This window comes from Saccharopolyspora sp. ASAGF58 (genome assembly GCF_012277335.1).
GTDB lineage: Bacteria > Actinomycetota > Actinomycetes > Mycobacteriales > Pseudonocardiaceae > Saccharopolyspora > Saccharopolyspora hattusasensis.
Map to the genome: position 1 here is coordinate 2942171 of NZ_CP040605.1, position 20430 is coordinate 2962600.

Consider the following 20430-nt stretch of genomic DNA (forward strand, 5'->3'; position numbering starts at 1 on the left):
CATTTCCCGGTTGGCCTCGGCGACGGCGTCGCGAAGCCTGGAGAAGCTGCGGCGGGTGCAGCACCGAGCCATCGGAGACGGCCGACAACTCGTCCGTGAGTTCAGAAGCGCCGTCTGGAGGTGTGTTGGCCGGGGTTGATCCTTGCCAGCTGCTGACGGACGACGAACCACAGCAGCTCGGAGTTGATCAGGGTGTTCGTCGGGACGTGGCAGGAGCACCTGGTTGCCGCTTCAACGTGAGCGAAGGTCCTGGTCAACTTGGGATCTCGTTGAACCCGGACCGAGCTTTGGACCAGTTGAACTTCTCCGGTGGTTCAGTCGAAGACACCGAGGTGTCGGGGAAAACGGCGAAGATCGTTCGGGGCGCAACTGGTGACATCTGCACGGTGGCAATCGCTGTGTCGCCGACGGAATCATTGAGCACCGATGGGAACATCGGCGGGGATGTCGAAGCTGGGTGCAAGCTGGCGCAGCAGGCCGCACCTTTGGTGCTTGCGCATCTTCCGAAGTAGAAGCGGAGTTTCGATGTCTTCAGCGGACGGTGGTCAGCATCCGGAGGTTCCGGACCCAGCAACGCGTGATTACAGCCTGCTGATGACTGAGGCGGAGCAGGCCCGGACACTGGGGGTGCTCACCGAGATCGAATACAAGCTGTGCCAGGCACTCCACGAAGCCCAGGCTGGGAACGCCCTTACCCGGTCGCTCCTCGATCAACAGGCTGCGGCGTGGCGTTCCTTCCTCACCTGCACCCGCGAGGCACTGCGCAATATCGTCACTGTGGAGGAGCGCATTGGGCATCTCGACTTCAAGTCCTGATCGCCGCTCAGCGGATGCGGATCACCACGAACGCCGCGACCGTCAGGATCGCCGTGATCAGGACCGCCCGAGAGAGCAACGCCTGCGTCGAGGTTCGATTAACCGACCAGGCTGTCGCGTGCGGGATTCGAAGGCGCCTGGGGATGGGCAGATCGTGGTCAGCCACGCGGCTTGGTGCGGGTTCCTGAGCAAGGTGGAGCAGGGTTTCGGCTGGTAGGTGCCCGTGAGTGGTTTTAGGCGCTATAGCGCCTAAAACCACTCACGGGGCTTGAGCGGCGGGAATGACATGCCAACCTCCTCCGGCTTGCACCCACCAACGTCGACGAGGGTCCTGACAGGCCGCGCACAGCTCGCTGACAGGCTGGATGGCGCGGACGATAAGGGGTGTCACATGGATCAGACGTTGTTGGCCGCGCCGGAGCAGGAGGAGCAGCCGCGCCGCAAACCTGGCGGGCGTGCGATCACGGCGCTGTTGTTGCTGGCAGCACTGGGATTCACGGCGTGGGCGGCGCTGCCGCTGGCCGGATTGGATGGCGACCGGTACACGGTCGCGCTGGTGGCGCTCACTCAGTACGCGTTGCTGGCCGGCATCGTGCTGGCGTTGCTCGGCTTGATGCTGCGGCGCTGGTTGACCGCGCTCGTCGTCGGCCTGGTCACCGCGTCCCTGGCGCTGTCGGTCGTGCCCCGGGCGATTCCCAACACGACCCCGGCACAGGGCGTGGCGCTGCGGGTGCTGTCGCTGAACACCTACTTCGGCGGCGCGGACGCCGCGCAGGTCGTCGGCCTGGTGCGGCAGAACCAGGTCGACGTGCTCAGCCTGCAGGAACTCACGCCCGAGATGGTGGCCGCGCTGGACGCCGCCGGACTCGCCGAAGTGTTGCCGCACCGGGTGTACCAACCGGGGCCGAAGGCGGACGGCACCGGGATCGCCTCCCGCTATCCGGTGCAGGAAACGGCGCTGGTGCCGCAGACGACGCTGGCCCAGCCTTCGGCGCGGGTGCAGGTGCCGGGGGCGCGGGACTTCGAGATCGTGGCGGTGCACCCGCTGTACCCGATGGGTCGCGACACAGCCGAGCTCTGGGCCAGCGACCTGCGCGCGCTACCGGGCCCGGCCGCCGACGGCACGCCACGGATGCTGGCGGGCGACTTCAACGCGACCCTCGACCACACCCGCCTCAAGTACCTGCTCAACCAGGGCTACACCGACGCCGCCGAGGTCACCGGTGCCGGCCTGCACCCGACCTGGCCGGGTCCGGGCTCCTGGTTCCCGCCGCCGGTCACGATCGACCACGTGCTCACCACCAAGGGCATCGCCGCGCAGTCCTACCGGACCTTCGACGTGGCGGGCGCCGACCATCGCGCGATCCTCGCCACGCTCGTCCTGACGCGCTGACGCGCTGACGCGCTGACGCGCTGACGCGCTGACGCGCTGACGCGCTGACGCGCTGACGCGCTGACCGCCGCCTGACGCGCTGACGCGCTGACGCGCTGACGCGCTGACGCGCTGACGCGCTGACGCGCTGACGCGCTGACCGCGCCGCTGACGCGCTGACGCGCTGACGCGCTGACGCGCTGACGCGCTGACGCGCTGACGCGCTGACGCGCTGACGCGCTGACGCGCTGACGCGCTGACGCGCTGACGCGCTGACGCGCTGACGCGCTGACGCGCTGACGCGCTGACGCGCTGACGCGCTGACGCGCTGACGCGCTGACGCGCTGACGCGCTGACGCGCTGACGCGCTGACGCGCTGACGCGCTGACGCGCTGACGCGCTGACGCGCTGACGCGCTGACGCGCTGACGCGCTGACGCGCTGACGCGCTGACGCGCTGACGCCGCTGACGCGCTGACGCGCTGACGCGCTGACGCGCTGACGCGCTGACGCGCTGACGCGCTGACGCGCTGACGCGCTGACGCGCTGACGCGCTGACGCAACCAGCAGGATCAGCGTTCGCTGGGTCAGGCGCCCGGGTGGGACTCCTGGACGACCTCGAACTCCAGAAGGCTGGAGCCGGTTGCCACCGGGTTCTTGGCCTCACCGGCGTGCGCCGCCTTGGCCGGGCCGCTAGCCCACGCCTGGAACGCCTCCTCGGACTCCCACTTCGTGTAGACGAAGTACCGGTTCTCGCCCTTGACCGGGCGCAGCAGCTCGAAGCCGAGGAAGCCGGGAGCGCTGTCCACGGAGCCGTGCCGCGAAGCGAACCGCTTCTCCAACTCCGGACCGGAGCCCTCGGGAACCTCGATAGCATTGATCTTCACAACAGCCATGTAGCCAGCCTACGAGCCTGAAGGGGTGGCCTGCGACCGCGTGGCAAGAGGTCACAGGCGAGCGCTACAACTCGATTTGCGGGTGCAGGCGGGCGATCGTCCAGGACCGCTGGCGTTGCACCGCCAGCGTCGTCAGGGCCAGGAAGACCACCAGGAATCCGGTCAGCACGGCGACGTCGCGCAGCAGGTGCTCCGTCATGCCGCCGGAGATCGTCACCCGCAGCCCGTCCACCAGGTAGCTCATCGGCAGGAACGGGTGGATCGCCTGGAACGGCACCGGAGTCGTCTCCATCGGGTACAGGCCGCCGGAGGCGGTGAGCTGGATTATCAGCAGCACCAGCGACAACAGGCCGCCGACCGTGCCGAACGCCGTGCGCAGGAAGTGGTCGATCGCCACGAACGCGACCGCGGCGAGGGTCACCAGTCCGATCGTCCACCAAACGTGCAAGGGGTCGAGCCCGAGCCCGAAGTCGACCACCGCGTACAGCACGAGCCCGCCGAGCACGCTCAGCACCGCCGCAGGCAGGAACCCGGCGAACGCGATCGTGCACGGCCCGACGCGGTCCGCGAGCGCGCGCAGGTTCACCGGCTTGAGCAGCAGGTACGCGAACAGGCCGAACACCCAGAGGGCGATCGCGAAGAAGAACGGCGCCAGCCCGCGCCCGTAAACGTTGGCCGGGTTGAGGTTCTCGGTGTGGATCTCGGTCGGCGACCCGAGGACGTCGGCGGCGTTGGCGACCTCGGTGGGGTTCGTCGGCGGGATCTTGCCCAGCGTGTCGTCGACCAGTCCCAGCAGGTTCTTCGCGCCGTCGTTGAGCTGCCCGGCGCCGGTCTCCAGCACCCCGCTGCTAGCGGCCAGCGTGTTGAGGCCGTTGGTGATGCCGTTGGAACCACCGGCGAGCTCCGCGGCGCCCGCGCGCAGCGTGTCCGCCGGGGCCGTGATCGCGCGGATCTGGTTCTGCAGCGGACCGACGTTGTTCTGCAGGGCCAGCGCTTGGCCGTTGGCGTCCTGCGCGGTCGTCAGGGCCTGCTGGGCGTCCTTTTCGGCGGCGGCCGCCGAGTCGGCGATCTTGCGGACGTTGTCCAGCGCTCGCTGGTACGCGGAATCCTGCGCGATCTCGGAATGCTTCTGGCCGAGTTCCTCGATGGCCGCGCGGCCTTCTGCCGCGCGCTGGCTGAGGAAACCGGTGGTGGCCTTGATCGTGCTCAGGCTGTTGACCGCCACGTTGCTGGCGTTGACCAGGGCGTTGACCGCGCCCGGCAGCCGTTCGGCGGTGAAGTTGCTGATCGTGCGCAGCTGCTGATCCAGCTGCGCGGTCGCGTCGGAGATGCTCTGCACGCCGCGCGAAACCTCGCCGGTGCCGTCGCGAACCCCGTTGAGGCCCTTGGAAAGCGCCGCGGTGCCCTGCTTGCTCAGATCAGTGCCCTCGACGAGCTGCTTCGACGCTTCCGAAGCGAGCTGCAGCTTCCCGCGCGCCTGGTCGAGCTCGCCGTAGAGCGCGCGGGCGTAGGTGGCGTGCGCGGCGGCGTTGATCTGGTTCTGCAGCTCGGTCTGCACCGTGTCGGCCATGATCCCGGCGATGTAGCCGTTGGCGTCGTTCTTGACGAACTGCAGCGAGGCGCGCTCCGGGCCGCGGTCGGCCGCGGTCGCCAGCTTCGTGCTGAAGTCCGACGGGACCTCGATCGTGAAGTAGTACCGGCCCTCCTGCAGCCCGTGCCGGGCCTCGGCGGAGTCCACGAAGTTCCAGTCGAAGATGTCGGTGGCCTTGAGCTGCTGGACGAACTGCTCGCCGGCGTTGATGTGCTCGCCGCGGCTGTCCACCGGCTGGTCCGAGTTGACCACCGCGACCGGTACCCGGTTCAACCGGCCGTAGGGGTCCCAGTTCGACCACAGGTACAGCGACCCGTACAGCAGCGGGACTAGGACCAGGACGAGCGGCACGAAGCGGCGCAGCGGCCCGCGGAAGCGCCGCACCTCCAGCCAGGCGAGCTTGAACGCTTTCACCGGGTGACCTCTTCCTGCAGGTCGAGCACCTTCGTGGGGCGGTCGGGTTCGCGCGCGGGCAGCGGGATCACGTCGACGTCGCCGGACGGCGGATCGGTGGCGCTGGCCAGCACTGTCATCCCGGTGCGGGCCACCTCGCGCAGCCCCGCCCACACCTGCGCCCGCCCGGACGTGGGGAGACCGGCGTCCACGTCGTCGACGAGGATCCCGGCGGGCTCGGAGGCGACCGTCAGGGCCACCGCGAGCAGCAGCCGCTCGGCGGGGTGCAGCTCGTCGATCAGCGCGGTGCGGTCCGGGGCGATCCGCACCTTGTCGAGCGCGGCATCGATGGAGCGCTCGGAGACGCCGCTGATCAGGCGGCGTTCCACGATCGCCTCGCGGACCCGGTGCTTGGCCTCCAACTCGTAGCCCGGGCGCAGCCGGGCCGGGCGGATCAGCTGCCGCACCGCCTTGGCCTGCGCGGGCAGCACATGCCCGGAGACGTCCAGGTGCCCGGTGATCAGCGGGAGGCGGCCGGACAGGGCGAGCAGCAGCGAGGTGCGGCCCGTGCCGGAGGGCCCGGCCACCACGGCGAGCGCGCCGGGTTCGACGCGCAGGTCCAGGTCGGCGAAGATGATGCCCTCGGGGCCCCTGGCGGCGATTCCGCGGGCGAGGATGGCCACACCGTCGACGTCCATTCACCCTCCTGAGCGCATGACTGTGTCCAAAGTGGCGGCTCGCGCGGATCTCGGCAACTCATGTCCAAAGTGGAGCGAGGTCGACGTTGCGCCTCGTGCCAGGTGGATCGGTCTTGCCGGAAAACCGCACCTTCGGCGTGTCCGGTCCGCGGCAGCGGGCTACGCGGAACCTGCGATCAGCGGGTGATGATGGTTTCGGTGTCGCCGGTTCGCGTGTCGACGATGGCGATCTCGCTGATCCCGGCTCGTACCGGCTCCGGCGGTTGCAGGGCCCGGAAGCCCACCGCCAGCTGGTCGTCCGTGATGCCCTGGGCGAGCGTGCAGTGCGGGATCCAGGCGCCGGGGAAGTAGTAGGCGGACGGGTGCTGCACGCGCCCGGCCAGTGCGTCGTGCACCGCCGAGTGAACCGCCAGCAGCTCGGTGTCCACGACCGCTCCCAGCAGCAGGACCCGGTCCTCGCCGGGGAACGTCCCCAGGGTGTGCAGCCAGAGGTCCGGAATGGACAGCAGCTCCAGCTCGGTGCGCAGCGCCTTGCGCGCGGCGGTGGGGATCCCGGCTGCCGCCGCGAAGGTCACGTGCGGACGGTGCTTGCCGCCGGATCGGGTGGCGATGCTCGGCACCCCGGCGTCGTCCAAGCGGCGCCACAACGCCTGGATCCCGGATTCCGCTGCGTCGTCGAAGAACGACACCAACGCCTGCGCCATCAGTGCTCGCCGGGGAGCGCGAAGCGGCCGTCGTCGGTCTGCTCGACGAGCCCATCCACCAGCAGGGAGTCCAGGCACCGGTCCCGCTGCCCGGCGTCCGACCACACCGCGTCCAGCTGCTCGCGCAGCACCGGGCCGGTCGAACCGCGCAGCACGTCCAGCAGCTTGCCGCGAACCTGGCGATCGGTGCCGGCGAACTTCTGCACCTTCTTAGGCGGCCCGGCGTAGGCAGGTCGGCCCGCGTGCTGCCACGCGCAGTCGTGCGCGATCGGGCAGGCCTCGCACCGCGGCGACCGGACGGTGCACACCACCTGGCCGAGCTCCATCAACGCCGCCGACAGCTTCGCGGCGCTGGCGTCGTCGGCCGGGAGCAGGACGTCGACGTCGTCGAGATCGCGCTTGGTCGACGGCGGACCGGCATCACCGGCGCCGTGCACGGCGCGCGCCACCACCCGCCGGACGTTCGTGTCGACCACCGGCGCCCGCTTGCCGTAGGCGAAGGCCGCCACGGCCCGGGCGGTGTAGGCGCCGATGCCCGGCAGCGCCAGCAGGGTGTCGACGTCGGACGGGACGACATCGCCGTGCTCGGCGGCGATGGTCGCGGCCGCCTCGTACAGCCGCAGCGCCCGGCGCGGGTAGCCGAGCTTCCCCCAGGCGCGCAGCACCTCGCCCTGCGACTCGGCGGCGAGGTCGGAGGGACGCGGCCAGCGGCGCATCCACTCCTCCCAGATCGGCTGGACCCGGTTGACCGGGGTCTGCTGCAGCATCGTCTCGCTGACCAGCACGCCCCAACCCGTCGTGCCGGGCGCGCGCCACGGCAGCGGTCGGGCGGTCGCGGCGAACCAGTCGATCAAGTCGACCGGGTCCAGGGGCGGGACGGTGGGATGCGCGGCGGTGGTCTTCATGACACGACCGATCCTGCCAGGTCCCCGAACCCTCGCGGAACCGCGTCCGAGCCCGTCACCTGGCGCCCGCCCCGCCCGCCGTACGGAGTTCCACTCGACTGGAACCGAACGGCCTTGGCTACCTGCAAAAACGCCCCTCGCGCGCTGCGGGGGCGCGGTTTCGCGAGGAACCACCGGGCACGCCGCGCCGCCGCGAAACCGCGTGCTCGGGTGCGAGGCCCGGGATCGGTGGTCGGCGGGTCGCGGAATCGGGTGCTGTAGGCATGATCGAATGCGATACGCCCAATTGGGTGATCGATGGTAACGCTGTTCGGAGTAGTCATCGAGTTACTGTCGTGCCGTGCTTGATCCGACCGGGCCGCTTCCGCCCGCGGTGTACTGGCGTCGCCGCGCGGTGGCGATTGGTGCGGCCGTGCTCGCAGCGGTCCTCATCGGCTGGGGTGCGATCGCCTTGATCGGCGGCGCCTCGGAGCCTCAGGCGGCCCAGGCACCGCCGCCGGGTCCGCCGGTCGCGGTGGCGGCCGACGCCCCGCCGCCGCCGTGCGCGGACCAGGCGATGCGCGTCGTCGCCGAGGTGGCCCGCCCGGAGTTCAAGGTGGGCGAGCGGATCGGCATGAGCATCGTGGTGACCAACGCGGGCGACCGGGCGTGCGTGCGGGACGTCAACCGAATGCTGCGCGAGCTGACCGTGTCGACCCCGGGCGGCAAGCACGTGTGGTCCAGCAACGACTGCTACTCGGAGTCGACCAACGAGCAGCCGCTGCTGCAGCCGGGGCAGTCGGTGCGCAACGACGTCCAGTGGTCCGGCCAGATGTCCACAGCGGACTGCCGGGACGAGCCGGGGCGCGCACCGGCGGGCGCCTACCAGGTGTTGGCCAGGGTCGCGGCGCTCAACAGCTCGCCCACCCCGTTCCGCCTGACCGCCGCACCCTGACCGGCACATCCTGACCGGCACATCCTGACCGGCGGAGCCATGGCGAAATCGGAGAGACTGCAACGGCTTTAGGGGAATCGGTCCACTATGGATGATTCGGCGAGCCGGGAGAGGCCTTCCCGGACCAGGCTCGCCCGCGTGTCGCCGATCGACTCCACCGCGCGCAGCTCGTCCACCGTCGCCGCGAGCAGCCGTTGCAGCGAGCCGAAGTGCTCCACCAGCTGCCGGCGGATGGTGGCGGGCAGCCGCGGCACCCTGGCGAGCAGCCGGTAGCCGCGCGGGGTCAGGTGCTGGTCCAGCGCCTCCGGCGTGTCCGGGTAGCCGAAGGCGCCGGCGATCGCGGTCAGGTCCAGCAGCTCCGTGCCGTCGAGCTTGCGCAGCGCCGTCTCGACCTGCTCCGAGGTCGGCATCGCGCCGCTGGTCGGCAGGTACTCCTGCACGATCAGCTCCCGGTCCAGGTCGATGCCGTCGCGGGCGTGGCCCCGGCGGTCGCGCGCCTCCCGCGAGGAGCCGACCAGCTCGTCCAGCTGCAGCTCGATGAGCCGGCCGTCCTTGCCCAGCTCGACGACGTCGCCCTCGATCTCGTCGGCGATCCGCCGCACCATCTCCATCCGTTGCACGACGGTCATCGCGTCGCGCAACGTCACGTAGTCCTCGATCTCCAGCGCCGACAGCGTCTGCGCGACCTCGGCCAGCCGCGCGGTGTAGCGCTCCAGGGTCGCCAGCGCCTGGTTCGCGCGGGACAGGATCTCCGGCGAGCCGATCAGCACGTGCCGGTGGCCCTGCGTGTAGACGCTGATGATGCTCATCGACTGGCTGACGGACACCACCGGGTAGCCGGTCTGGATCGCGGTGCGCTCCGCCGTGCGGTGCCGGGTGCCGGACTCCTCGGTGGGGGTGCTGGCATCGGGCACCAGGTGCACGTTCGCCCGCATGATCCGTTTGGCGTCCGTGGACAGCGCCACCGCGCCGTCCATCTTGGACAGTTCGCGCAGCCGGGTAGCGCTGAACTCGATGTCCAGGTGGAACCCGCCGTCGCAGAGCGCCTCGACCGCCGGGTCGTAACCGAGCACGATCAGGCCGCCGGTGCGCCCGCGAAGGATGCGCTCGAGCCCGTCCCGCAGCGCGGTTCCGGGAGCCAGCCGGGCGAGCGTGCCGCGCAGCTGCTCGTGGCTCATTTGCACCTCACGATCGTGAGCGCCTCGCTGAGGTTCGATACCACCGTGGCGCGCACGCCCTTCGGCAGCGGGCCCGCGTCCGGCGGCACCAGCGCCCGGTCGAAGCCGAGTCTGGCCGCTTCCGCCAGCCGCCGCCCGACGCCGCTGACCCGCCGGATCTCCCCGGCCAGCCCCACCTCACCGACCGCGATCAGGTTCGACGGGAGCGCCTTGCCCTTCTTCGAAGAGGCGATGGCCAGCGCGATCGCGAGGTCCGCGGCGGGTTCGTGCACCTTCGTGCCGCCGACCGTCGCGGCGAACACGTCGCAGTCGCCGGTGTGCACCTGGCCGTGCTTGCCCAGCACCGCGAGCATCATCGACACCCGCGCCGAGTCCAGGCCGCTGACCGAGCGCCGCGGCATGGCCATCTGGGTCTTCATCACCAGCGACTGGACCTCCACCAGTAGCGGGCGCTTGCCCTCCACCATCACGGTCACCGCGGTGCCGTCGACCTGCGTCTCCTGGCGGTTGATGAACAGCCCGGAGGGGTCCGGGACCTCGGCGATGCCGTCGTCGCGCTGCTCGAAGCAGCCGACCTCGTCGGCGGGGCCGAACCGGTTCTTCACGCCGCGCAGCATCCGCAGCGCCGAGTGCCGGTCGCCCTCGAAGTGCAGCACGACGTCGACCAGGTGCTCCAGCACGCGCGGACCGGCCACCGCGCCGTCCTTCGTGACATGCCCCACCAGCACCACCGGCAGGCCGCGCTCCTTGGCGAGCGCCACCAGCGCGGTGGTCACCGCGCGGACCTGCGTGACGCCGCCGGGGCTGCCGTCGGCCTCGGGCGACTGCACGGTCTGCACCGAGTCGACGATCAGCAGGCCCGGTTTCACCGCGTCGACGTGCCCGAGCACGGCGGAGAGGTTGCTCTCGGCGCCGAGGAAGAGCTCCGGGTGCACCGAGCTGGTGCGCTCCGCGCGAAGGCGCACCTGACCTGCGGATTCCTCACCGGTGACGTAGAGCGACGGGCCGGGTGAGGCGCCTGCGGCCCACCGGTGCGCGACCTCCAGCAGCAGTGTGGACTTGCCCACACCTGGCTCGCCGGCCAGCAGCACGACCGCGCCCGGCACGATGCCGCCGCCCAGCACCCGGTCCAGCTCCGCGATGCCGGTGGATACGGCGCGGGCGGAGTCGAGGTCGACCTCGGCGATGGGGCGGGCCGGGGTGGCGGGTGCGCCCGCCGCGACCTTCGTCAGCACCGGGCGGGCTGCGGCCATCTCGTCGATGGTGCCCCACGCCTGGCAGCTCGGGCAGCGGCCGACCCACTTGGCGACCTCGTGGCCGCAGTCGGCGCAGCGGTATGCGGGGCGGGCGGCGCGGGCGTTCTTCGGGGGCACGCCGCGAGGCTATCCGCCCGCGACGACAGGCCCGATCACCGGCATCGCGGCAACCTCGCGGATTCCCCACCTTCGAGTGGATAAAGCGGCGGGCAGGTCCCGTGGCCGACGCAATTTCAATGGAAATCGGACATTCGATTTCCATTGAAATTGCGCCACTCAGCCGGGCGCGCCGGTATCAGTCCCGCGAGTCGCGGCGCGCAGGGCATCTCGCGCAGGGCATCTGAGGTGCGAAATCGGGCCGCCCCTGAGCGGGGACGGCCCGATTCCGGTGAAGCCTGCAGTCAGTGACCGCCGCCCTGCTCGGCACCCGGCAGCGGGCTGCCGTGCTCGGGGCGCGGCGTGTGGTCTGGGCCCACCGGGACCTGCACGGTGACCGAGCCGGCCTTCTCGAAGACGAAGGTCACCGGGACCGTCACGCCCGGCGTGATGTCCTGCTTGAAGCCGTTCAGCGTGATTTGCACCTCGCGGTCCGCGGACGTCTCGCCGTGCTGGACCGCCGCGGACTGGCCGACGGCGTGCAGCGCGGTCCGGCTCGGCACGTCGGTGATCCCGCCGAGGATGGCCGACGCGGCGTAGGGGCTGGTGACCTGGACCAGCTTGTCGTCCGGGCCCTCGTTGGTAATCACCAGCTGGACCGGCGCGGAGGAACCGGCCGGGTAGCGGGCGCCGGAGGTCGGGAAGGTGAACGTGGCGTTGCGGATCGCGATCTGCTTGAGATCGCCGCTGCCACCGTTGACGGCGGCGACCTGGGTGTCGGTCTCGGTCACCTGACCGGCACTGCACCCAGCGAGGGCGACGACGGCGCCGAGCCCGATAGCGGCCGGGATCAACCGCAGGCGGACGGCCTTGAGATGCTGAGGGCGGCTCACGGTTGCAGCGTCCTTCCTGATTGCCGGACAACCGGGGGAAGCTTAATCCCCGCCTGCACGTGGCGTTCCAGGGGCTAGCCGAACTACCTATTTCGGGGTCACCGGGCGCCGCCGCGACAACCCCATCGGAGTGTCCATAGTGGACGGTTTCAGTGGGCCGAAAGGTGCGTCCTTGCACGTCCGGGGCATTGTTGTCAACCCCTGTTCACGGCCTGACCTGCGATTACGGATGGTGAGGTGGTCGAGGTCCAGTTGCCCCACGTGTTAAAGTGGGCGTAGCGAAAGGGGCAGAGGACACATGGTTTTCAAGGTCGGAGAGACCGTCGTCTACCCGCATCACGGTGCCGCGCTCATCGAAGCAATCGAGACTCGTGTGATCAAGGGCGAGGAGAAGCAGTACCTCGTCCTCAAGGTCGCGCAGGGCGACCTGACCGTGCGCGTTCCCGCGGACAACGCCGAGTTCGTCGGCGTCCGGGACGTTGTCGGCCAGGAGGGACTCGATCGGGTCTTCGACGTGCTGCGGGCCCCGCACACCGAAGAGCCCACGAACTGGTCTCGGCGGTACAAGGCCAACCTGGAGAAGCTCGCCTCCGGCGATGTGAACAAGGTGGCCGAAGTGGTGCGCGACCTCTGGCGACGCGAGAAGGATCGCGGACTGTCCGCAGGAGAGAAGCGGATGTTGGCGAAAGCGCGGCAGATCCTGGTCAGCGAGCTGGCATTGGCCGAGGGTACCGACGAAGGCAAAGCGGAAACCCTGCTGGACGAAGTCCTCGCCACCGCAGTGTGATCATCGGGAACAGACGAGCGTGAGCGTAGTTGCGCTGGTCCCCGCGGCGGGTCGCGGGGTGCGCTTGGGTGCCGGGATGCCGAAGGCGCTGGTCCCGGTGAACGGTGAATCGTTGTTGTTGCGCGCGGTCCGCGGCTTGTTGGCCTCGGGCCGCGTGCACCACGTCGTGGTCGCGGCACCGGCCGATCAGGTCGAGGTCGTGGCCGCGGAGCTGGCCGCGCTGCCGTCCGCGCACGTGGTCCCGGGGGGAGCGGAGCGGACCGACTCCGTGCGGCGCGCGCTGGAGGCGGTCGAGCGGGTGGCCCCGGACGCGCGGGTGGTGCTGGTGCACGACGCGGCGCGGGCCTTCACCCCAGCTTCGATGATCCGGGACGTCGTGGCCGCGGTCGAGCGGGGTGCTCCCGCGGTGATCCCGGTGCTGCCGGTCACAGACACGATCAAGCAGGTCGACGAGGCAGGTGACGTCGTTTCGACCGTGGACCGCTCCCGGCTGCGGGCGGTGCAGACCCCGCAGGGCTTCGCCATCGACGTGCTGCGGGAGGCCTACGCCGCGGCCGGTGATGTGGCCACCGACGACGCCGGGCTCGTGGAGCGGGTCGGGGGCAAGGTGCACACCGTCGACGGGCACCCGCACGCCTTGAAGATCACCACCGCCTTCGATCTGGCCATCGCCGAGTCGGTGCTGGCCGTGGTCGGCGTGACTTCGGATGCGGGTGTTGCGAACGACACTGGAGAACTCGAGTGACCGAGCTGCTGCCCCGCGTCGGCCAAGGCGTCGACGTCCACCCCGTCGAAGCCGGGCGCGACTGCTGGATCGCGGGCCTGCTCTGGCCGGGCGTGGACGGCTGCGCCGGGCATTCTGACGGCGACGTCGCGGCGCACGCGCTGTGCGACGCGCTGCTGTCGGCGGCTGGGCTCGGCGATCTTGGCGCGGTGTTCGGCACCGATGACGACCGCTGGGCGGGCGCCCATGGGGTGGACTTCCTGGGCGAGGTGCGAGACCAGGTCGCTGCGGCGGGTTTTCGGATCGGCAACGCGACCGTGCAGGTGATCGGCAACGCGCCGCGCATCGGCAGGCGCCGCGAGGAAGCGCAGCAGGTGCTCTCGGCGGCGATCGGCGCGCCGGTCTCGGTGTCCGGCACGACCTCCGACGGCCTGGGCCTCACCGGTCGCGGCGAAGGCGTCGCCGCCGTCGCCACCGCCCTGGTCGTCCCGACGGCCTGAGTCGGTGCCCGTGAGTGCTTTTCGGCGCTACAGCACCGAAAAGCACTCACGGGCGCTGATCAGCGGCTTCTGGAGTAACGGACAGGTACCGGGGTGTAACGGGTAGGCGGAGTCGGGGAAAACTCAGGGCTCGCGGTCTGGAATGCCAGGGTCGGTGCGCGCCATGCTCGACACATGGAGATCGAGCGGAACCGGTGGGTGCGTCGGCTGCTCATAGTGCAGCCGGTGCTGGCGTGGCCGATGTCGTTCGTGTTGTGGTCCGAGGGCGACGGCCTCGGGCTGGCGGCGGCCGTGGTCCTGTTGTGGGCAAGCGCGGCGATCTGCATCGCGGGCATCGTCGTCCCGATGCGAAACCACCAGACCCCGCGCTGCTGACCGCACCGCGGTTTTCAATCGAAACCGCGAACCATCGGGCCGGGGCGGCGTCGTGAGCTTGGACGCATGTCGGTGCTCGGCCCGGTTCAGTCCACTTACCGTGGACCCCGTGACTCTGCGCGCGGTGCTCTTCGACTTCTCCGGCACGCTCTTCCGGCTGGAGGAGGACGAGTCCTGGTTCTCCGACCTCGCCGACGCCGACGGCACCCTCTTCGACCTTGCGGCGCAGGCCGAGGTCATGCGCCGGATGACCGCGCCGGTCGGCCAGGTCGTGCAGCTCGGCCCCGAGTTCCAGGACGCCTGGGAGAACCGCGACCTGGACCCCGCCCTGCACCGCAAGGTCTACCTGGAGGTGCTGCGCAGCTCCGGCGTGCTGGACGGCCAGGCCGAGGGCCTCTACGAGCGGCTGATCGATACCGACTTCTGGACGCCGTACCCGGACGCCGCGGACGTGCTGCGCCGGGTGCACGAGGCGGGCATCAAGATCGGCGTGATCAGCAACATCGCGTTCGACATCCGCCCTGCGTTCGAGCGGATCGGTGTCACCCGGTACGTCGATGAATTCCTGCTCTCCTACCTCGAAGGCGTGATCAAGCCGGATTCGAAGATCTTCCTGCGGGCCTGCGAGCGGCTCGACGTCGCGCCCGGCGAGGCGCTGATGGTCGGCGACAGCGAGGAGGCCGACGGCGGCGCGGCCGCGGTCGGATGCCAGGTCGCGATCGTCGACCCGGTGTCCACCACCGAGCGGCCGGACGGACTGCTGACCGCCGTCCGCGACGTGCTGCGCTGACGATCACTACCCCTTGACTCGCCAGGCCCTGTCGTGATTGGGGGTCGACCTGCCCCCGTACCATCAGGGACGTGAGCCTGCACCTGCATGACACCGCGACCCGCACGACGCGCGAATTCCACCCGCGCTGCGACGGAGTGGCGTCGATCTACGTCTGTGGTGCCACCGTGCAGGGCATTCCTCACGTAGGACACGTCCGCAGCGGCCTGAACTTCGATGTGCTGCGCCGCTGGCTGCAGCACACCGGCCAAGACGTGCGCCTGGTCCGCAACGTCACCGACATCGACGACAAGATCCTCACCAAGGCGGCCCAGGCCGGTCGCCCGTGGTGGGAGTGGGCCGCGACGCACGAGCGCGCCTTCGAGCGGGCCTACGACCAGCTCGGCTGCCAGCCGCCGTCGGTGCTGCCGCGCGCGACCGGGCACGTCACGCAGATGGTCGACCTGATCCAGCGGCTGATCGACAAGGGACACGCGTACGCGGCGGGCGGCGACGTCTACTTCTCGGTGACCTCCTACGCCGACCACTACGGCAAGCTCTCCGGGCAGCGCCTCGAAGAGGTGCAGCAGGGCGAGACCCTGGCCAGCGGCAAGCGCGACCCGCGCGACTTCACGCTGTGGAAAGGCGCCAAGCCGGGCGAGCCGAGCTGGCCGACGCCGTGGGGCTACGGCCGGCCGGGCTGGCACCTGGAGTGCTCGGCGATGGCCACCTTCTACCTCGGCAGCGAGTTCGACATCCACGGCGGCGGCCTGGACCTGGTGTTCCCGCACCACGAGAACGAGCTGGCGCAGTCGAACGCGGCCGGGGACGGCTTCGCGCAGTACTGGATGCACAACGCCTGGGTGACCATGAGCGGCGAGAAGATGTCGAAGTCGCTCGGCAACACCCTGTCCATCCCGGCCGTGCTCCAGCGCGCCCGCGCGGCCGAGCTGCGCTACTACCTGGTCACCCCGCACTACCGGTCCACGATCGAGTTCTCCGAGGCGGGGCTGGCCGAAGCGGTCGCCGCGTACCGCCGCATCGAGTCGTTCGTCCGCCGCGTCGGCCAGCGCGCCGGCAGCGTCGAACACGGCGCGCTGGCCGCGGAGTTCACCGCGGCGATGGACGACGACCTGGCGACGCCGCAGGCGATCGCGGCGGTGCACAACGCGATCCGGGAAGGCAATGCCGCCCTGGACCGCGGCGGCGACGAGGCGGCCCGGGACGCGGCAGCGTCGGTGCGGGCCATGACGGACGTGCTTGGGTTGGACCCGCTGTCCGAGCAGTGGGCCGACGACTCCGGCGCGGACGACGCCGCGCACCGCGCGTTGTCCGACCTTGTCGAGGCACTCCTGGAACAACGCCAGCAGGCCCGCAAGGAGCGCGATTTCGCCACCGCCGACCTGCTGCGCGATCGGTTGCAGGACAGCGGGATTGCCGTCGAGGACACCCCCGACGGTCCGATGTGGACATTGAAAGACGGGTAACACGTGGCCGGCAACGACAAACGCCGCGGCGGCATGCGCAAGAGTAACAAGAAGGGCATGGTCGTCGGATCCGGCGGGCAGCGCCGTCGGGGGCTGCGCGGCAAGGGCCCGACGCCGAAGGCGGAGGACCGGGTCAGCCACCCCGCGAAGAAGCGCGCCGATTCCCGGAGCAAGACGGAGCAGCAGCGCGCGAAGCGCCGGGCGCAGCAGGACGCGCAGCCGGAACTGGTGGCCGGGCGCAACCCGGTGGTGGAGTGCATCCGGGCCGGCGTGCCGGCGACCGGGCTGTACGTGGCGCAGGGCATCGACATCGACGACCGAGTCACCGAGGCGGTGCGGGAGGCGAAGTCGCGCGGGATCTCCGTGGTCGACGTGCCGCGCATCGAGCTCGACCGGATGACGAACAACGCGCTGCACCAAGGACTTGCGCTGCAGGTGCCGCAGTTCAGCTACGCGCACCCGGAGGACGTGCTGACGGCGGCCGGCCATTCCGGGATGCCGCCGCTGATCGTCGCGCTCGACGGCGTGACCGACCCGCGCAACCTCGGCGCGGTGATCCGGTCCGCGGCGGCGTTCGGCGCGCACGGCGTGATCGTGCCGCAGCGGCGCAGCGCCGGGATCACGGCGGTCGCCTGGCGCACCAGCGCGGGCACGGCCGCGAAGCTGCCGGTGGCCAAGGCGGTCAACCTCACCCGCACGTTGAAGGACCTGAAGGACGCCGGGCTGATGGTCATCGGTCTGGACGCCGACGCCGACATCACCTCGGACGAACTGGAGCTGGCCACGGAGCCGCTGGTGGTCGTCGTCGGCTCGGAGGGGCGCGGGTTGTCGCGGCTGGTCCGGGAGACCTGCGACCAGACGGTCTCGATCCCGATGGCGGGCGGCGTGGAGTCGCTAAATGCCTCGGTCGCCGCGGGCGTGGTCCTCGCCGAGGTCGCCCGCCGCCGTCGGCGTCCTGATCACCAGGCCCCACCAAACCGCAATTTCCATTGAAATCGAACCGTCGATTTCAATGGAAATTGGGCTCTTGCGACGTTTCTGTGGGTGGTTTGAGCTGGTTTTTTGGGTCCGGAGACGGGGGCACGCCGTTGCTTCGTCTAGGTTTCTGGCCTTGTCCAGAGTCAGGAAGCGAGGAGCGGAGAACGGCGTGCCGAGGGCCGCTTTATGGCGTGTTGTGGTGGGCGTCGACCGGCGCACGGTCCGAGGATGTCGAGTTCGACGAGACCGCCGCGGTGGTGGTGCACGTGCGTGTGCGTAGGCACGAGTGTCCGTGGGGTCGTGAGTGGCGATGCCGGTTCTTACCGGAACAATCACTCACGAGGGGTGTGGGTGGGGTCGTGAGTGGCGATGCCGGTTCTTACCGGAACAATCACTCACGAGGGGTGTGGGCGGGGTCGTGAGTGGCGATGCCGGTTCTTACCGGGGTCGTGTCTCGGTAGATGTGTCAATCCCCGGGACACACATAACCCACGGAAGAAGCAGAAGAGCCGGAAATTGCGGCCGTTGTCCACATCCTTCGGTGTGTCGTGCGCCGACACGCCGGAGGACTGCAATTTCAATGGAAATCGGACCTTCGATTTCCATTGAAATTGCGGGTTACCGTTGGTTCTGGCTGAGGATCGTGTCGACCGTCAGGGCTGATGCGACGACCATGCTCAGCAGCGGGTCCGCCAGCGGCCGGTGGATCTGCAGGACGTAGTTGTCTGCCGTGGTGAACGCGGCCTTCGCCAGGCCCTGCCAGGTCTTGGTGATCCGCCCGATCTCCGCGTCGGCGTGGTCGAGCACCTTGATGTCCCAGGCGCGCAAGTTCTCGGCGTGCAGGCCGCCGATGCGCTGCCCGTTGACCTCGAAGTCGAATCGGGCCTTTCCCCAGACGTTCGTCAGCTTGATGTCCCCGACCGGCGACTGGTCCGGTCGCTGCACGTGGACCGTGCCCTTCCACATGGTCGCCGGGCGGGTCAGCACCAGGACCGGGCGGCCGGTGATGTCGCGGATCTCCAGCGTCACGGTCATCAGCGAGTCGAGCTTGGTGAGCATCCGCAGCGCCTTCTGCGCGCCGCTCTGGCCGACCTGCATGACCGAGCCGAGCTGGCGCCCATGCTGGTCGTAGACCGCGTACTCGTTCGCCACCTCGATCAGCTTCGCCTTCTGGTTGATCACCAGAACCGGCTCGGTGAACAGCGTGCCACCGCCGCCTGCGACCTCGCCTCCGACGGCGGCCCGCTGCTGCACCTGGTGCTGGATGGACGCGGCGTCGCCGGTGCCGCCCATCGCGAGCTCGATGGCGGACGCGTCGTTCTGCTGCGCTGCCGGGTGCTGCTGGACGTATTGCTGCGGGTGCTGCTGAGCAGGCTGCTGGGCGGGCTGGACGTGCTGAGTCCACTGCCTGCCGTCCCACCAGCGCACATAACGCTGATCTGTCTGGTCCGGGTACCAACCGGGCGGCGGCGGAGCGCTCATGAACCCCAGGCTAGGTGATCGCGGGACCGGCTGTCCGGGATTCGTACCCGTCGCATTCCGGGCCGGTGACGTTCGGGGCTCGGCTAGAGTCCGACGAGCAAGAAAGCTGAACCCCGCTCAGAAGGGGAGGCGCGGGCCTCCCGCACCCCGAGGCCCCCGATGTCGTTCGCAAGTCCGCTGTTCCTCTGGTACTTCCTGCCGGCCGTGCTCGCGGCCGTGGTGATCGCACCCCGCAGCGGACGCAACGCCGTGATCGCAGTCGCCAGCCTGCTGTTCTACGCCAGCGGCGCGGGCGGGACGACGCTGCTGCTGCTGGCCTGCATCGTGGTGAACTACTTCGCCGGGCGGCACCTGGAACCCGACGAGTGGGGCGTCGAGCGGAACCGGCGGAAGTGGTTGCTGATCGGCGCCGTCGCGTTCAACCTGACGATCCTGGCGGTGTGGAAGTACGCCGGGTTCGCCACCGCGCAGCTGGCGGTGCTGAGCCAGTGGTTCGGCGGCGACTTCCCGGTGCTGCACCTGGCGCTGCCGATCGGGATCTCTTTCTACACGTTCCACCACATCTCCTACGTGGTGGACACCTACCGCGGGGAGCGCCCGGCGCTGCGCGACCCGGTCTCGTTCGTCACCTACATCGCGATGTTCCCGCAGCTGGTGGCCGGTCCGATCGTGCGCTACCGGGAGATCGCCGACCAGTTGCCGCAGTGGCGCACCCACCGGCTCGACGACATCGCGGCGGGCTTCCCCCGGTTCGCGTGGGGCCTGACGAAGAAGGTCATCATCGCCGACACGCTGGCGCCGATGGTGGACGCCTGCTTCGCCACCCCGAACCAGGACATGACCTTCGCGATCGCCTGGCTCGGCGCGATCGGCTACGCGATGCAGCTGTACTTCGACTTCTCCGGCTACTCGGACATGGCGATCGGGCTGGGCCGGATGCTCGGGTTCCGGCTGCCGGAGAACTTCGCCCGGCCGTACTCGTCGGTGACGATCACGGAGTTCTGGCGGCGCTGGCACATGTCGCTGTCGCGCTGGTTCCGGGACTATGTCTACATCCCGCTGGGCGGCAACCGCCGGGGCACCGCGCGCACCTACCGGAACCTGGCGATCATCTTCGTACTGACCGGTTTCTGGCACGGCGCGGCGTGGACGTACCTGGTGTGGGGGCTTTTCCACGGCGCGCTGCTGGTGGTCGAGCGCGCCTTCGGCTGGTCGCACGCGCCGAGCGGCATCCGGGCCCGCCTCGGTCGCCGCGCGCTGACGCTGCTGCTGGTGGTGGTCGGCTGGGTGTTCTTCCGGTCGCCGGACTTGGGCAGCGCGTTCGTGATGCTGGGCCACATGCTGGTGCCGGATTTCGCGGGCCTGACGGACATCGTGTCGGCGTCGGTGACGAACCAGCGCCTCGTGTTCCTGCTGCTGGCGCTGGTGGTCGTGGCGCTCCCGGCGAACTCGGGCACCGGCCCGTTCCTGGAAGCGGTCCGAACCCCGCAGGCCGACGCCCTCCGGATCGGAGTCCTGACCCTCGGCCTCGGCTACGCGGGCCTCCTCGTCGCCACCGGCTCCTTCAGCCCTTTCCTGTATTACCAGTTCTGAGCAA

General features: G+C 69.9%; 20 protein-coding genes and 1 pseudogene. 12 read left to right on the forward strand and 9 right to left on the reverse strand.

Features of this window, described 5'->3' with window-relative positions:
* Positions 1–62: 62 nt before the first annotated feature.
* The 3 genes and pseudogenes from FDZ84_RS13890 to FDZ84_RS13905 all read left to right on the forward strand — a co-directional run.
* Positions 63–512 (forward strand): annotated as a pseudogene (locus FDZ84_RS13890) (DUF3558 family protein); the annotation flags it as partial.
* 13 nt (positions 513–525) lie between these two features.
* Entirely contained in the window at positions 526–816 is a 291-nt protein-coding gene (locus FDZ84_RS13895) for a hypothetical protein (protein WP_168586232.1), read from the forward strand.
* 391 nt (positions 817–1207) lie between these two features.
* On the forward strand, positions 1208–2209 hold the full coding sequence (locus FDZ84_RS13905; protein WP_168586234.1) for an endonuclease/exonuclease/phosphatase family protein: 1002 nt from the start codon (positions 1208–1210) through the stop codon (positions 2207–2209).
* A gap of 565 nt (positions 2210–2774) precedes the next feature.
* Here FDZ84_RS13905 and FDZ84_RS13910 read toward each other — a convergent pair.
* The 5 genes from FDZ84_RS13910 to FDZ84_RS13930 all read right to left on the reverse strand — a co-directional run bounded on the left by FDZ84_RS13910 (position 2775) and on the right by FDZ84_RS13930 (position 7374).
* On the reverse strand, positions 2775–3083 hold the full coding sequence (locus tag FDZ84_RS13910) for an antibiotic biosynthesis monooxygenase (RefSeq protein ID WP_168586235.1): 309 nt from the start codon (positions 3081–3083) through the stop codon (positions 2775–2777).
* Between the two features lie 64 nt (positions 3084–3147).
* A complete protein-coding gene (locus tag FDZ84_RS13915) occupies positions 3148–5088 on the reverse strand; it encodes a YhgE/Pip domain-containing protein (protein WP_168586236.1) in 1941 nt (646 codons plus the stop codon).
* On the reverse strand, positions 5085–5765 hold the full coding sequence (locus tag FDZ84_RS13920; protein WP_168586237.1) for an ATP-binding cassette domain-containing protein: 681 nt from the start codon (positions 5763–5765) through the stop codon (positions 5085–5087). The genes FDZ84_RS13915 and FDZ84_RS13920 overlap by 4 nt, the downstream gene beginning before the upstream one ends.
* A gap of 176 nt (positions 5766–5941) precedes the next feature.
* Positions 5942–6469 carry a 2'-5' RNA ligase family protein gene (locus FDZ84_RS13925; RefSeq protein WP_168586238.1) on the reverse strand — a complete coding sequence of 176 codons (528 nt, stop codon included), beginning with the start codon at positions 6467–6469 and terminating at the stop codon, positions 5942–5944.
* Complete coding sequence (locus FDZ84_RS13930; RefSeq protein WP_168586239.1) at positions 6469–7374, reverse strand: A/G-specific adenine glycosylase; 906 nt, start codon at positions 7372–7374, stop codon at positions 6469–6471. The genes FDZ84_RS13925 and FDZ84_RS13930 overlap by 1 nt, the downstream gene beginning before the upstream one ends.
* A 340-nt stretch (positions 7375–7714) precedes the next feature.
* Between FDZ84_RS13930 and FDZ84_RS13935 the strand changes: the two genes are divergently transcribed.
* Complete coding sequence (locus tag FDZ84_RS13935) at positions 7715–8308, forward strand: hypothetical protein (RefSeq protein WP_168586240.1); 594 nt, start codon at positions 7715–7717, stop codon at positions 8306–8308.
* A gap of 68 nt (positions 8309–8376) precedes the next feature.
* Here the strand turns inward: FDZ84_RS13935 and disA are convergent, their stop codons facing one another.
* From disA to FDZ84_RS13950, 3 genes are all read right to left on the reverse strand, one after another.
* Positions 8377–9486, reverse strand: a complete 1110-nt coding sequence (gene disA, locus FDZ84_RS13940; RefSeq protein WP_168586241.1) for a DNA integrity scanning diadenylate cyclase DisA — start codon at positions 9484–9486, stop codon at positions 8377–8379.
* Positions 9483–10859 (reverse strand): DNA repair protein RadA, encoded by a 1377-nt coding sequence (gene radA / locus FDZ84_RS13945; protein WP_168586242.1) that lies wholly within the window; start codon positions 10857–10859, stop codon positions 9483–9485. The genes disA and radA overlap by 4 nt, the downstream gene beginning before the upstream one ends.
* A 284-nt stretch (positions 10860–11143) precedes the next feature.
* The gene (locus FDZ84_RS13950; protein ID WP_210435560.1) at positions 11144–11731 is read right to left on the reverse strand and encodes a copper chaperone PCu(A)C; all 588 of its coding nucleotides are present in this window, start codon (positions 11729–11731) and stop codon (positions 11144–11146) included.
* Positions 11732–12029: 298 nt separating this feature from the next.
* Here FDZ84_RS13950 and FDZ84_RS13955 point away from each other — a divergent pair, with 298 nt between their 5' ends.
* The 7 genes from FDZ84_RS13955 (at position 12030) to rlmB (ending at position 17366) form a co-directional block, all read left to right on the forward strand.
* A complete protein-coding gene (locus FDZ84_RS13955) occupies positions 12030–12518 on the forward strand; it encodes a CarD family transcriptional regulator (protein WP_168586243.1) in 489 nt (162 codons plus the stop codon).
* Positions 12519–12537: 19 nt separating this feature from the next.
* On the forward strand, positions 12538–13263 hold the full coding sequence (gene ispD / locus FDZ84_RS13960; protein ID WP_168586244.1) for a 2-C-methyl-D-erythritol 4-phosphate cytidylyltransferase: 726 nt from the start codon (positions 12538–12540) through the stop codon (positions 13261–13263).
* A complete protein-coding gene (ispF, locus tag FDZ84_RS13965) occupies positions 13260–13742 on the forward strand; it encodes a 2-C-methyl-D-erythritol 2,4-cyclodiphosphate synthase (RefSeq protein WP_210435561.1) in 483 nt (160 codons plus the stop codon). Before ispD ends, ispF begins: the two co-directional genes overlap by 4 nt.
* Before the next feature lie 174 nt (positions 13743–13916).
* Positions 13917–14117: a hypothetical protein gene (locus tag FDZ84_RS13970; RefSeq protein WP_168586245.1), complete on the forward strand. Its 201-nt coding sequence runs from the start codon at positions 13917–13919 to the stop codon at positions 14115–14117.
* A gap of 109 nt (positions 14118–14226) precedes the next feature.
* On the forward strand, positions 14227–14907 hold the full coding sequence (locus FDZ84_RS13975; RefSeq protein WP_168586246.1) for an HAD family hydrolase: 681 nt from the start codon (positions 14227–14229) through the stop codon (positions 14905–14907).
* 71 nt (positions 14908–14978) lie between these two features.
* Entirely contained in the window at positions 14979–16373 is a 1395-nt protein-coding gene (gene cysS, locus FDZ84_RS13980; RefSeq protein ID WP_168586247.1) for a cysteine--tRNA ligase, read from the forward strand.
* 3 nt (positions 16374–16376) lie between these two features.
* Positions 16377–17366 (forward strand): 23S rRNA (guanosine(2251)-2'-O)-methyltransferase RlmB, encoded by a 990-nt coding sequence (gene rlmB, locus FDZ84_RS13985; RefSeq protein WP_168586248.1) that lies wholly within the window; start codon positions 16377–16379, stop codon positions 17364–17366.
* A gap of 603 nt (positions 17367–17969) precedes the next feature.
* On the opposite strand, the gene FDZ84_RS13990 is transcribed toward rlmB, so the two are convergent.
* Positions 17970–18833, reverse strand: coding sequence for a phospholipid scramblase-related protein (locus FDZ84_RS13990; protein WP_168586249.1), 864 nt, complete (start codon positions 18831–18833; stop codon positions 17970–17972).
* Between the two features lie 159 nt (positions 18834–18992).
* Here FDZ84_RS13990 and FDZ84_RS13995 point away from each other — a divergent pair, with 159 nt between their 5' ends.
* Positions 18993–20426 carry an MBOAT family protein gene (locus FDZ84_RS13995; RefSeq protein WP_168586250.1) on the forward strand — a complete coding sequence of 478 codons (1434 nt, stop codon included), beginning with the start codon at positions 18993–18995 and terminating at the stop codon, positions 20424–20426.
* The last annotated feature ends 4 nt before the right edge of the window (positions 20427–20430 follow it).